The organism is Shewanella sp. SR1, from assembly GCF_020447145.1.
GTDB lineage: Bacteria > Pseudomonadota > Gammaproteobacteria > Enterobacterales > Shewanellaceae > Shewanella > Shewanella baltica.
Genome location: NZ_JAJAEF010000009.1, coordinates 1 through 13837, shown reverse-complemented (window position 1 = coordinate 13837; position 13837 = coordinate 1). Strand labels below are relative to the sequence as shown.

Annotated in this window: 10 protein-coding genes, 3 tRNA genes and 1 rRNA gene; 6 read left to right on the top strand and 8 right to left on the bottom strand. The window is 46.5% G+C overall.

Going from position 1 to position 13837, the window contains the following annotated elements:
- Positions 1-56: 56 nt before the first annotated feature.
- Positions 57-983 (bottom strand): hypothetical protein, encoded by a 927-nt coding sequence (locus KV201_RS10260; protein WP_012088501.1) that lies wholly within the window; start codon positions 981-983, stop codon positions 57-59.
- Positions 984-1144: 161 nt separating this feature from the next.
- Here KV201_RS10260 and KV201_RS10255 point away from each other — a divergent pair, with 161 nt between their 5' ends.
- Entirely contained in the window at positions 1145-1852 is a 708-nt protein-coding gene (locus KV201_RS10255; protein WP_226059247.1) for a pseudouridine synthase, read from the top strand.
- A 140-nt stretch (positions 1853-1992) separates the two neighbouring features.
- Here the strand turns inward: KV201_RS10255 and hmpA are convergent, their stop codons facing one another.
- The 6 genes from hmpA to KV201_RS10225 all read right to left on the bottom strand — a co-directional run bounded on the left by hmpA (position 1993) and on the right by KV201_RS10225 (position 6620).
- Positions 1993-3186, bottom strand: coding sequence for an NO-inducible flavohemoprotein (gene hmpA, locus KV201_RS10250; protein WP_226059246.1), 1194 nt, complete (start codon positions 3184-3186; stop codon positions 1993-1995).
- A 261-nt stretch (positions 3187-3447) separates the two neighbouring features.
- Positions 3448-5073, bottom strand: coding sequence for a methyl-accepting chemotaxis protein (locus tag KV201_RS10245; protein WP_226059245.1), 1626 nt, complete (start codon positions 5071-5073; stop codon positions 3448-3450).
- A gap of 166 nt (positions 5074-5239) precedes the next feature.
- Positions 5240-5326, bottom strand: a tRNA-Leu gene (locus KV201_RS10240).
- 86 nt (positions 5327-5412) lie between these two features.
- Positions 5413-5499, bottom strand: a tRNA-Leu gene (locus tag KV201_RS10235).
- 54 nt (positions 5500-5553) lie between these two features.
- Positions 5554-5629, bottom strand: a tRNA-Phe gene (locus KV201_RS10230).
- 229 nt (positions 5630-5858) lie between these two features.
- Complete coding sequence (locus KV201_RS10225; protein WP_226059244.1) at positions 5859-6620, bottom strand: outer membrane protein assembly factor BamD; 762 nt, start codon at positions 6618-6620, stop codon at positions 5859-5861.
- 122 nt (positions 6621-6742) lie between these two features.
- Between KV201_RS10225 and rluD the strand changes: the two genes are divergently transcribed.
- The 3 genes from rluD (at position 6743) to clpB (ending at position 11224) form a co-directional block, all read left to right on the top strand.
- Complete coding sequence (gene rluD / locus KV201_RS10220; RefSeq protein ID WP_006080591.1) at positions 6743-7717, top strand: 23S rRNA pseudouridine(1911/1915/1917) synthase RluD; 975 nt, start codon at positions 6743-6745, stop codon at positions 7715-7717.
- Positions 7718-8452: a peptidoglycan editing factor PgeF gene (gene pgeF, locus KV201_RS10215; protein WP_226059243.1), complete on the top strand. Its 735-nt coding sequence runs from the start codon at positions 7718-7720 to the stop codon at positions 8450-8452. It begins immediately after the preceding gene.
- A gap of 198 nt (positions 8453-8650) precedes the next feature.
- Positions 8651-11224 carry an ATP-dependent chaperone ClpB gene (clpB, locus tag KV201_RS10210; protein WP_006080593.1) on the top strand — a complete coding sequence of 858 codons (2574 nt, stop codon included), beginning with the start codon at positions 8651-8653 and terminating at the stop codon, positions 11222-11224.
- A 270-nt stretch (positions 11225-11494) separates the two neighbouring features.
- Here the strand turns inward: clpB and KV201_RS10205 are convergent, their stop codons facing one another.
- Entirely contained in the window at positions 11495-11962 is a 468-nt protein-coding gene (locus tag KV201_RS10205) for a DUF4124 domain-containing protein (protein ID WP_006080594.1), read from the bottom strand.
- Between the two features lie 94 nt (positions 11963-12056).
- Between KV201_RS10205 and pssA the strand changes: the two genes are divergently transcribed.
- Complete coding sequence (gene pssA / locus KV201_RS10200; RefSeq protein ID WP_006085775.1) at positions 12057-12908, top strand: CDP-diacylglycerol--serine O-phosphatidyltransferase; 852 nt, start codon at positions 12057-12059, stop codon at positions 12906-12908.
- A 731-nt stretch (positions 12909-13639) separates the two neighbouring features.
- Positions 13640-13837: ribosomal RNA gene (locus KV201_RS10195) — 16S ribosomal RNA — on the top strand; the annotation flags it as partial.

Genomic DNA, 13837 nt, shown 5'->3' with positions numbered 1-13837 from the left:
ACTGAGCGCCAACGCCATATATCAAGCGTTAGTGCGGAGCTTAGTAGCTTAGTAGTTTAGGGCTTTTCAGGTTCGTGATAGGCCAATAAGGTCTCGAAACGAGCATGTCCTTTAAGTTGTGAGAAATCTGCCTCATCTAAGGCCAGTTCCTTGAAGGATGCACTGTTATGAATGGCGCGCTCTAAATCAGAAATTGCTCTATCTTCAACCCCTAAGCACGCAAAGGCGCAGGCTCTTTGATAAAAAGCGTGGGCGTTAGTTGGGTCCACTTCCAGAACGCGATTACACAGGCTTTGTGCCCAGTTAAATTCACGCATTTCCATTGCGGCGTCGGCCTTGTAGGTCAGGGCTTCTAAATCCCCTGGTCGAATCGTGAGGATCTCATCATAGACTTCAATCTTTTGCTCTGGCGTTTGCGCACTTTGCGCCCGTAGCCAGAGGTTATGGATTTCATTGATAATCTCAATCTCGCGATTATTGTCCGTGATAGTACGGCTCTTACGCTTGAGTTCTTGCTCAAGTACTTTGAACTTTTCTTCGTATTGTTCGGCAATACTTTGCAGCTGGTTAGCAGCCAGTTTGGCTGTGTGCGTTTTGATTTCCCGCAGGGATTGCCAACCGATAAAGGCGACTAACGAGGCGACACCCGCGATGATGTAGAAGAAGTAAGTTACAGTGACATTGGCGTAGTTCATCGATTTGTCAGCTACGGCGAGTTCGCGGTCGGTGATGTCGATGGTGAGACGACGCTCGAGATCCTGTTGATCGTGTCTGAGGGATTTAAGTTCATCGAGGACGTAACGCTCGACCAGCGGTTTATCATGGATAGCGGAGGGGCGAGCCGCTTCAGGAGGATTTACTGCATCGTTTGCTTGGGCGAAAAAAGAGCTCGCTAGCGTCACTAAAAACAAGGCTAAAAATAGCAGGTTCGAACGTATTAAAGCGGGACTTGCGGATAAGTTTTTGATGCGGTAACCACTCACAGTAAGATGAATTGAGCGCCTAGCTTAACAAATTTTACCTCGTTCGATCCAATTTAGCCCAGAATAGCCTTTGTGATGCCCCTCTAGTTCGGCTTGCTATGAGCTGAACTTGCATCCTGCTAGAATGGCTATCCCATTCATATTTCTTCATTTGTGGTGTTATGCAATCTAAGCGCGGCCGACTCGATCGTTATCTTTGTACCCAGTTACACACTCACCGTAAAGCGGTGCGTGAACTGCTATTATCGGGCCGAGTGTGCGTCGATGGATTGATAGTGAAAGATATGGATAGGCAAGTGGATGAGTTTTCCCACATCCAACTCGATGAGCACATACTGCAGGCCAATGCGCCCGTCTACGTGATGCTTCACAAGCCGATTGGAGTGGTGAGTGCTACCAAAGATATTCAGCATAAAACAGTGATTGATTTGCTTGATTGCGAAGCCCGTGATGAGTTGCATATTGCTGGCAGACTAGATTTAAACTCTTCGGGTTTGTTGTTATTGACCAATGATAGCCGCTGGTCTGATGCGCTGATGTCACCCACACACAAGGTCGACAAAGTGTATCGGGTTACCTTAGCTAATCCCATAACCGAAGAATACATCGCTGCATTTGCCGAAGGGATGTATTTTGGCTTTGAAGATATTACAACCCAACCCGCTAAACTGGTTATCCTCGCTGATAACGTAGCTGAAGTGACTTTACATGAAGGTAAGTATCATCAAATCAAGCGGATGTTTGGTCGGTTCCGCAATCCGGTTGTTGGCCTGCATCGATTATCGATAGGCGATATTGTGCTTGATGAAAAGTTGGCACCGGGTGAAAGTCGCGCGCTCACTGCCGCTGAAGTTGCTTCTATCCGTTAAAAATGATGAACAAGAAAAGTACATCAAGCATTCATCGTTCTTGTCGTTATTGTTTGCCATGCTAACAATGAAAGCTAAGCATAAAAGCTAAGCATTCAAACGGACCTGAGCGTGAATTCCCTCAAGTCCGTGTCATGCCATTAAAGATCGGCGTGGGGGCCGAACACTTCATAGTGCATGTTTTCAGCCGCGACACCCAGAGCGAGTAGTTGTTGCTTGATGGCTGACATGAATCCAAGGGGGCCGCAGAAATAATAACGTGCGTGGGGAAGCAGCTGTTCGGCGACTTTACTTAACTCCATTTGCCCTTCGAAATCATAATCATCACCTAACATATCGGTCGTGGCTGGCTCACGATACCAAACATGACTTGTCAGATTATGATGTTGCTGGCGCTTGGCGTGGATAGCCTGTTTGAACCCGTGTACGGCGCCTTGCTCACAGGCATGCAGCCAAGTGATAGTGCTGGGATGCTGCAGCTTGAGTAATTGATTGAGCATACTTTTCATTGGTGTTTGGCCTACACCAGCCGAAATGAGCACTACGGGGGTGTCCGCCGCGACTTCTAGGGTAAAGTCTCCCGCGGGTGGCATCACCGCGATTTTGTCGCCGACGTGTATCGCATCATGCAGCAAGTTCGACACTTGTCCGCCGAGTTCGCGTTTCACACTGATGCGGTAGCTGGTGCCATTGGGTGCATCGGATAAGGAATATTGGCGGATTTCTTCATATGCCAAATTCGGGTGTGTTAGCTTCAAACTTAAATACTGACCGGGGATAAAATCTTTAATGGGCTTGCCATCTGCGGGCGTCAATATGAAGGAGGTGATGACTGCTGACTCGGTATTTTTCGCGCTAATGACAAACTGACGCTCGCCCAACCAGCCACCATCTTGCTCTGCATGCGCTTGATAAATCTGTGCTTCTCGCTGAATAAATATGTTGGCTAAAAATCCATAAGCCTGTGCCCAAGCTTCTAACACTTCTTCGGTTACCGTATCGCCCCCTAATTCTTTAAGCGTTGCCAATAAATGGCTGCCGACGATCGCATACTGCTCAGGTTTGATCAGAAACCCCGTATGTTTTTGGGCAATGCGCTCGACGGTTGAACTCAGTACCGCTAAGTTTTCGATATTTTTCGCATAGGCTGCGACGGCATTGAACAGGGCTACAGGCTGACCACCAGAATGTTGGTGCGCCAAATTGAACACATCTTTTAATTCAGGATTATGTTTGAACATGCGTTGATAAAAATGGGTCGTCAGGGCAGGGCCTGCAGATTCGAGTAAGGGAATAGTGCTCTTGATAACTTGGATAGTACGGCTGTCCAACATAGAAAATCCTTAACGTGCAAATATTATGAATGTTTAATAAGTTTAAAGATCTATTTGATTTGAATCAATAGGGATTATCGCTATCTGTGCTATCGATAACGAGGCTGAGATCATTTGAAGTGTTCAATAGAAGGAGAAATTAAATCGAGAAATGATGAAACGGATATTTTATTTCAATGGGTTACAGATGATGTAAATAGAAGGGAGTTTGACTGCAACAGCTAAAATGGTTGCAGTCGTTTTGTGGTTGATTGAGTTAAATTAGAGCTTAAATGCGCTCACTTGATTGCGCATGCTGCTGGCGAGCTTAGTCAAATTAATCACAGATTCACTTAATTCAGCCGCCGAAGCAGTGGAATGCTCGGCGATATCGCTGATGGCAATAATGCTGCGATTAATACTCTCGGCAACGCTACTTTGCTCTTCAGCTGCGGTCGCAATGTGGGTATTTAGCTCGGTGATGCTGTCTACTGAGGTGACAATTTCTTTCAGCGCTTGACCCGCCTGATTGGCTTTATCGTTGGCATCATCTACTTGATTGATTCCGATTTCCATGGCGCTGACGGCTTCTTTAACCCCTTGTTGTAGGGTGGCAATTATGGCCTCAATTTCTTGAGTCGATTTTTGGGTGCGTTGCGCTAAGGTTCGCACTTCATCGGCAACGACCGCAAAGCCGCGACCTTGCTCTCCCGCCCGTGCGGCTTCAATGGCGGCATTGAGTGCCAGTAAATTGGTTTGTTCGGCAATGCTCTTAATCACATCGAGAACGCGGCCGATATTTTGGCTTTCATTAGATAAAAATCCAATGACCTGCGCCGTTTTTTGAATTTGATCAGAAAGCTGCGACATACTGCTAATCGATTGCATCACAATATTATTGCCGTTAGCGGCATAGGTATCGGCATCTTTGGCTGAATCTGCCGCGGCAGATGCGCTTTGGGCGACTTCGGCAACGGTGGCCGTCATCTCATTCATGGCCGTTGCAGTCTGCTCCGTTTCGGCTTGTTGCTGTTGCATCCGTTTATTGGTGGCTTGGGTGAAGCTACCTAACTCATTTGCCGAACTGTTGACCGTAGTTGCTGCCTCGGCAATGGAATGAAGAATGCCCCGTAAGTGTTCAATCACTTGGGTGAGGCTCGTGGATATTTGCCCTAGCTCATCGTGATTAAAAGTGGTGAATCTGACGGTGAGATCAGAGTCTTGATGGATCCTCTTCAGTTTACCGAGGATGTCATTAATGGGATTCATCACGCTGCGATTGACCCAGAGTCCAATCACAATACTGATGATCATGGCGGCACAGGCTAATGCCATAAAAATAGTGATTGAAGATTGATAAATGGCATTTACACGATCTTTTTCTTCGCCCGCCACGCGGATTTGCAGTGCAATCAGTTCAGATATTTGGTTACTGATAGGATCAATTGCTTGGTACAGCGGCAGGATGTTGGCTGAGAGTTGGCTTGAAACATCACCGTTTAATCCTCTTAAGCGCGAAATCAGGGTATCAATCTGTTGATTCGCGGGGGAGAACAGCACTTCGGCTTGTTTTACGAGTCGGGATTCTTCTGAGGTAAGCTCGGTAGATAGGTATTTTTGCCAATATTGAGTAATAGTCGATTTGGCACTGTCTAGCGCTTCAGCCGCTTGCGAGGCGGTGAAACCACCCGCGTTCGCCTTATTGACCGCATCGATAACATCGACCGCATACTTATCGGCAATCACTTTTAAATCATCCAGCGGCACCACTCTGTCGTTATAGATGCGTTCAACACCCGACTCAATGTTGCCCATCATATTAATGGCGAGAAAACCAATCGTCAGTAACATTGCAAGGGGGACCAAAATACCGATAAACATTTTTTGTTTTATTTGTAGACCGTTCATATAGGATAGCCTCAGTGAACTAAAGAGTCCTTTAGGCAGAGCTCGAGCTATCCCTACGATGAGTCTGTAACATTAGGTATAGCAAATCAGCGGAAAGAGGGGAGAGTAACAGAGGATTTATTTTGTTTTAGATACAAAAAAACCTCGCTAAGCGAGGTTTAAATGTTGGTACAGATGAGAGGACTTGAACCTCCACGCCCTTGCGAGCACCAGCACCTGAAGCTGGCGTGTCTACCAATTCCACCACATCTGCATGGCTATCCGAAATTTCATCGAATGAGTAATCTCAAAACCGAAGAAACAATCTTAATGCTTTGTTTCATTCGTTGAACTGCAATTTGGTACAGGTGAGAGGACTTGAACCTCCACGCCCTTGCGAGCACCAGCACCTGAAGCTGGCGTGTCTACCAATTCCACCACACCTGCACTGTACCTATTGCAGTTCTCTAACATTAGTCGCTGAAGCAACCAATTTAAAGATGGTGCCCGAACCCGGAATCGAACCAGGGACACGAGGATTTTCAATCCTCTGCTCTACCGACTGAGCTATTCGGGCGACGGGCGCAATTTAAAGGCTTTTCGGGTTTTGAGTCAATAGATTTTTACTAAATAACGTAAAAAGTGACTCGGTTGGATAAGATTTACACGAAAGTGTCATTTACGCTGCAAGTGGCGAGCTAAAAATAGGCAAACCACTATCCACGCTGGGGACTTAGCAATATCCAGTGATGGGTTAACTTGGGTAACAAAGCAAAAAAATGCCCCTATTAAAGGGGCATTCTCGGCTAGTTTGATAAGATTTCATTGTTTGGATAGTTAGCTTGCATTACCATGAGCACGTTTTGCTTCAGCTTGCTCTGACCTAATTCGCCATAAGCTTCTATCATTATCTCTAATGCCTGTTCATTTGAAGGGGTGCCAGGATATGTTTCCATTACAGATTGTGCTCGGATTGCTGCGGCGCTCCATGCATTCATCTTAAGATAATATTCGGCAACTTGGATTGAATATCTTGCTAAGCGATTCTTCAACGCTAACATGCGTTTTTGCGCATCGGCGGCATATTTGCTGTTAGGGTAAGTTTTGATAAGACGATCAAAATCTTTGAAAGCATCTTGAGCATTTTTAGGGTCACGATCGGTTCGGTCGATATTAAGCATATCGTGGAACAAATAGTTGTCGGCTTGCATGTTCACTAAACCGCGCATATAGAACACATAGTCAATATCAGGGTGGGTAGGATTAAGACGGATAAATCTGTCTATGTTCGCAATCCCCGAAGCGACATCGTCCATTTTGTAGTAAGCATAAATCAGGTCTAACTGGACTTGAGTTTTGTGAGGTCCGAAGGGGAAGCGTGAGTCTAACGCCTCCAAAGAACGGACAGCTTTAGAGTAATTGCCAAGTTCCATAGAGGTTCTTGCCTGAGTGTAAAGCACATCAGGTGACGTTTTGGCGGCAATATCGTTATCATCAGGGCTGCTGCTACAGGCTGATAACGCTAGTGAAAATAGGACTAAGGTAACGCCTTTGGAAAATTTATACATACTTGAATTCAATTCTTTTTAAGTTGTAGTTAAGAATTTTTCCATTTCACTATAAAATAGAAAACATCCGATTGTAACAGATAGCACACATTTTTTGACCCCTAAATGGGGATACGGTTCCTATGACACAAGAGATTAATCTAAAAAGCGAGATTTCGGCAACACAAACTGGACTGAGATTAGATCAGGCCCTAGCAGAGTTGTTCCCAGATTACTCGCGCACGCGCATCAAGGAATGGATCCTATCTGATGCAGTTCATGTTGACGGCGTTGTCGTTAATAAGCCCCGCGAGAAAGTTTATGAGCTGCAACAGATACTCATAGACGCCACTCTCGAAGAAGAAGTCCATGCCGCGGCGCAGGCCATTGATCTGGATATCGTCTATGAAGATGACGACATTATCGTGATCAACAAGCAAGCTGGATTGGTGGTTCACCCAGGTGCTGGCAATGCCGATGGCACTTTGATGAATGCACTATTGCACCATTGTCCTGATATTGAGCATGTGCCACGTGCAGGTATTGTGCATCGTCTGGACAAAGATACAACAGGTTTGATGGTCGTTGCCAAAACCGTTGAAGCGCAAACGCATTTAGTTGCCGCTTTGCAGGCCCGTGAAATCACTCGTGAATACGAAGCGATTGTTATGGGTACTATGACTGGTGGCGGTACAGTGGATGAGCCTATTGGTCGTCATCTTACTAAACGTACTCACATGGCCGTGCTGCACTCAGGTAAACCTGCGGTGACGCATTACCGTGTCGCGGAAAAATTCCGTAACCACACGCGTTTGAGATTACGTCTAGAATCTGGCCGTACTCACCAGATCCGTGTGCACATGGAATACATAGGCCACGTGTTAGTGGGCGATCCTGTGTATGGTGGTCGTCCAAAACCGCCTAAAGCTGCGAGTCCAGAGTTTTTCGATATCCTGAAAAACTTCAAGCGCCAAGCGCTGCACGCAGTTCGTCTAGAATTAGCTCACCCAGTGAGTTGTGAAATCATGAGCTGGCAAGCGCCAATTCCTGAAGACATGGTGATTTTGACTAAAGCACTGCGTCAAGACACGGTAGAGCATCCGATCGAGTATCTCTAAGTGTTTGCTCACGATTGGCCTGTTCCTGCTAATGTTGGCATCGCTATGACAAATCGTCATGGCGGCGTGAGCGTGCATCCCTATGACAGTTTGAATCTTGGACTGCATGTCGGTGATGCTGAACAGCAGGTGATGGCTAATCGTGAATTACTCTGCAAACAATTAGCGTTAACTGCCGATCCTGTCTGGCTTGAGCAAGTCCATGGTACCCATGTGCTCAATTTAGACACGCTGAGCTTAGCTCAGGCAGCGGGTACGCCGATTGCCGATGCCAGTTTTAGCCGAACAGCGAGCCAAGTTTGCGCTGTAATGACCGCCGATTGTTTACCTGTATTGCTGTGTAATCAAGCGGGAACCGAAGTTGCTGCGGCTCATGCCGGTTGGCGCGGTTTATGTGATGGCGTGATTGAGGCCACCGCGGCGCAGTTTAGTTCTCCTATGGATGAGTTGATTGCTTACCTAGGCCCGGCGATTGGTCCACAAAAGTTTGAAGTCGGCGTCGAAGTGAAGCATGCATTTTGTGGGTTACATCCACAGGTGGCAGCGTGTTTTATTCCCAGTGGCGACAAGTATCTGGCCGATATTATTGGCTTGGCTAAATTACGCTTGAGTTTACTCGGCATCAAGCATATTTATAGCGCCGATATCTGCACTGTCAGTGACACCGATTACTTCTCTTATCGTCGCGATAAGGTGACGGGGCGCATGGCATCGTTGATCTGGCTTAAGTCTTAAGTTAATTCCCCTACAATTTATATTTATTTCCGCGTTATCCGCTTGAATTTGGCTAAATAGCCCCCATCTTTTAACTAACGAAATGTAATACCAATCCTATTAAGATCTCTTCATTAGCGGTACTGATCTAACGCCACTAAATTGGCAAGATATCTTGTGGATTGGCATATCTCTACTATGTGAGTTTTAGGAGGCTGTATGCGACTCGATCGTATGACCAATAAATTTCAGCTTGCCATCTCAGATGCCCAGTCTCTCGCACTCGGGCGTGATCATCAGTTTATTGAACCGCTGCATTTGATGATGGCATTGTTGAACCAAGATTCAGGTTCAATCCATCCCTTATTGACCCAAGCTGGCATTCGCGTGAGTGCGCTGCGCTCGCTTTTGAGTCAAGAGCTGGAACGCTTACCTCAAGTCGAAGGTACCGGCGGCGATGTGCAATTATCCCAAGGTTTAATACGTTTATTAAACCTGTGCGATAAATTGGCGCAAAAGCGTAAAGACAAATATATCTCTAGCGAGTTATTTGTATTAGCTGCGTTAGAAGGAGGCGATGCCCTCGCGCAAGCGTTGAAAAAAGCCGGCGCGACCAAAGAGTTGATGGAGCAAACCATTGAACAAATGCGCGGCGGCCAAAAAGTGGATGATCCGAACGCTGAAGATCAACGCCAAGCGTTGAAGAAGTTTACTATCGATCTGACCGAGCGAGCCGAACAAGGCAAGTTAGATCCTGTGATCGGCCGTGACGATGAAATTCGCCGCACGATCCAAGTATTACAACGTCGCAGTAAAAACAACCCCGTCCTTATCGGTGAACCGGGTGTGGGTAAAACGGCGATTGTTGAAGGACTTGCCCAGCGTATCGTTAATGGTGAAGTCCCTGAGGGGATTAAAAATAAGCGCGTCTTATCCCTCGATATGGGCTCATTGATTGCGGGCGCTAAATATCGCGGTGAGTTCGAAGAACGTTTAAAAGCGGTATTGAATGAGTTAGCGCAGGAAGAAGGTCAAGTGATCCTCTTCATCGACGAGCTGCATACTATGGTCGGCGCCGGTAAAGGTGAAGGCGCAATGGATGCAGGTAACATGCTCAAACCTGCGTTAGCGCGTGGTGACTTACACTGCGTGGGTGCGACCACACTTGATGAGTATCGTCAGTACATTGAAAAAGATGCGGCGCTTGAACGTCGTTTCCAAAAAGTGCTGGTGGATGAGCCAAGCGTTGAAGACACCATCGCCATTTTGCGTGGCCTGAAAGAACGTTACGAGCTGCATCACCATGTGGAAATTACCGATCCGGCGATTGTGGCGGCGGCGACCATGTCGCACCGTTATGTGTCGGACCGTAAGTTGCCCGATAAAGCGATCGATTTGATTGACGAAGCGGCATCGAGCATCCGTATGCAGATGGACTCAAAACCTGAGTCACTCGACCGACTCGAACGTCGTGCTATCCAGCTCAAACTGGAGGAGCAAGCCTTAGCCAAAGAAAATGATGAGGCGAGCCGTCGCAGGCTTGATCATCTGCAAGAGGAATTACGTGACGTTGAAGCTAAAGCTTCAGAGTTGAACGAAATCTGGCGTACTGAAAAAGCCGCACTAGCGGGAACTCAGCACATTAAAGCCGATCTCGAACAGGCTCGAATGGACTTAGAAGTGGCGCGTCGTGCGGGTGATTTAACTCGGATGTCTGAGTTGCAATACGGTCGTATTCCTGAGCTTGAAAAACAGCTCGATTTGGCATCGCAAGCCGAAATGCAGGACATGACGTTATTGCGTAACAAGGTCACTGAGTTCGAAATCGCCGAAGTCTTGTCGAAAGCGACGGGAATTCCCGTATCGAAAATGCTTGAAGGCGAGCGCGAAAAATTACTGCAAATGGAAGTGGCGCTGCACGAGCGGGTGATAGGCCAAAACGAAGCCGTCGATGCGGTCGCGAATGCGATTCGTCGTAGCCGCGCGGGTCTGGCGGATCCAAATCGCCCGATAGGCTCGTTCCTGTTCTTAGGCCCAACGGGTGTGGGTAAAACTGAGCTGTGTAAATCACTGGCGAGGTTTTTATTCGATACCGAATCGGCCTTAGTGCGCATTGATATGTCTGAGTTTATGGAGAAACACTCAGTATCGCGTTTAGTGGGTGCGCCTCCTGGATACGTGGGTTATGAAGAGGGCGGTTACTTAACGGAAGCCGTTCGTCGTAAACCGTATTCGGTGATATTGCTCGACGAAGTCGAGAAAGCGCATCCCGATGTGTTTAACATCTTACTGCAAGTGCTTGATGATGGACGCTTAACCGATGGTCAAGGTCGTACTGTAGATTTTAGAAATACAGTGATCATCATGACCTCGAACTTAGGCTCTGACATTATCCAAGAAGGATTTGGTCAAGTGACCTATGCAGAGATGAAAGCGGCGGTAATGAATGTGGTCACTCACAGTTTCAGACCCGAGTTTTTAAACCGTATCGATGAATCTGTGGTGTTCCATCCATTGGATGCTGCCAATATCAAGCGTATTGCTTCGATACAGATTGCTTCCTTACGCCAACGTTTGGCGGAAAAGGACTATACATTGGAAATCACCGACGACGCATTATCACTGATTGCGGAAATTGGTTTCGATCCTGTGTATGGCGCAAGACCGTTGAAACGGGCATTGCAGCAAGAAGTCGAAAACCCGCTGGCGCAGAAATTACTGCGTGGCGACTTGTTACCGGGTAAACCGATCAAGGTTAGCTGTGCGGGTGGCGAATTAGTGTTCGAGCAATAACCAGTAGCTGTAACTTAGTGTGTTGTTTGAATGCGATACGTTAACAGCAAGCTTGAAGTTGGGTAGGTTGAAATAGGCGAACTGAAATAAGCGTTCTTGAATGAACGAGCTTGAAATAAACTATCTTGCAATAAGAGATAGCGCTTTCTTAGTCAGTATCGCTCCCGCTTCAAGTACTAAAACGAAAGGAGCCGAGTTTTTAACTCGGCTCCTTTTTTATTGCATCAGCGTTAATCGTTGTTCGTTAATGTAGTGGCATAGTAAATTTGGCTACTTCTTATCACAGAAGAGTTTGATTCTTTCCTGTTGCTGAGCAATCGAGGCTTGGCGGTCTTCCTCTGTCATAGCGACAGATTCACCCGAATCGGAAGTTTGGCGGATAAGCTTAGTGTGCGTTGTGAGAATATCTAAATTGTGTTTAGCACTCTCACAAATGGATTGAGCCTGTTTAGCATCTTTCTCTTTAATCAGCGCAGCTGACTTTTCTAATTCATTGGCTTCAGAAGTGGCTTCCGCTTTCTTTACCGGTGCGATAAAACCCACTTTCGCCTGCTCTAAATCTTCACTGTAGAGCTTTTCTGCTTTGATGTTTTCTTGTTGCGGGGCTTGTTGGCTGTAATGCGTCACCCCATTTTCGTCGACCCAAGTATAGATAACGCCCGCAGAAACGGGGCCAATGAAAAGGCCGAGCCAAAACCAGCGGCATAGCATAGTGCTGAACGTGTTCACTTTTAACATCGAAATCATCCCTAACTGGTCTCTCATCGACATGATAATAAAATATGTTATCTTGAAAGCTAACTTCTCTTCACTGAACTAGCGTAATAAGTGTATGCAAAATTCTTCAAATCAAACAGTAAAGAATAAAGGTATCTATTTATTACCGAACCTTTTTACCACCGCGGGTTTATTTTCTGGCTTTTATGCCGTAATTGCTTCCATGAATGCTAACTTTGAAGCCGCAGCGATAGCCATTTTTATTGCCATGATTTGTGATGGGCTCGATGGACGAGTGGCAAGACTGACTAATACCCAAAGTGATTTTGGTGCTGAGTACGACAGTATGGCCGATATGGTGTCCTTCGGAATGGCGCCAGCACTACTTGCCTACAATTGGGCCTTAGCGGATTTAGGTAAAATTGGTTGGCTGGCCGCATTTATCTATTGCGCAGGTGCAGCACTCAGGCTTGCTCGATTTAATACGCAAGTTGGCGTTGCCGATAAGCGTTATTTTCAAGGTCTCGCCAGCCCGGCAGCCGCCGCTGTTATTGCTGGCAGTATTTGGCTTGGTAATCAATATAGTCTCGATGGAAGAAACATCAGTTGGATTGCGGCCCTTGTTACTGCAGCAACCGGTTTACTGATGGTCAGCAATTTCCGCTATCACTCCTTTAAAGAAATTGATTGGCGCGGCAAAGTTAACTTTATCGTGATCTTACTGGTCGTCGGTGTGTTTGTGGTGGTGTCGGTTCAACCTGCATTGATTTTATGTGTCGGCTTCTACTTATATGCGATTTCAGGCCCGATCATTACTATCAGAACGGTGAGAAAACTCAAAGTCGCTCATATTGTCGGTGATGATACGGTAGCGAATGTCGAGACGAACTCCTCAGTCCAAGCCGCTGCACAAACTCAAGTCGTTACAGATCTCGAGAAAGAGAAACAAGAAGAGCATAAACCTTAGGGCTCGTGCATTTGATCATTGCTTATCATTAGCTAGGTGCAAACAAGAGTAAGGCATCACACTAGGCATAACGTTTTTAGAGGTTTGCTGATAGATATAGCGAAAAATAGCTATCAACTTCTGTTTATGCCCATTCAATCTATTAAAACCTCTGCAATAGGTGATTTCTTCTGCCAGACTTATCAACCCAAACAGCGATATTGCTCAAGATTGCAGTATATTTCTGCAGTTTGGTGGTTATTCATTCGCTTGGCGCAGATTGTTAAAAAAGCCCTTGCACAAAATCTCCTGCTCCCTATAATGCGCATCCACTGACACGGCAGACAGCGTTAAGCAGCCTGATGTGGCAGTTCATCAATGAGTTTACTGATTGATGAGAGTTGAGAAAGTTTGCAAAAACTCCTTGACGCGAAACGGGAAATGCGTAGAATACGCAGCCCTAGCCACCTGGAAGCGTTCGGCGCTCAGTGTGGTACTCAAGTCCTCTTACGGATAATGAGTTGCTCTTTAACAAGATAAAACAAGAAATCTGTGTGGACACTCACAGGTGTTGAGTTAATCGAAACTGCTTAACCTTCGGGTTGGCAGTCAAAAATTTAAATCAATGTAACAATGAGTGTTCATAGCAATATGTACAGTTTGTTTCAGCCCTTCTTTTATAAGGAGTGCGAGAAACAAAAAATCAGAATTCATTGAGCCGCTGAAGTCGCAAGACGGAAGCAACAAAACTTTAATTGAAGAGTTTGATCATGGCTCAGATTGAACGCTGGCGGCAGGCCTAACACATGCAAGTCGAGCGGCAGCGGGAAGATAGCTTGCTATCTTTGCCGGCGAGCGGCGGACGGGTGAGTAATGCCTAGGGATCTGCCCAGTCGAGGGGGATAACAGTTGGAAACGACTGCTAATACCGCATACGCCCTACGGGGGAA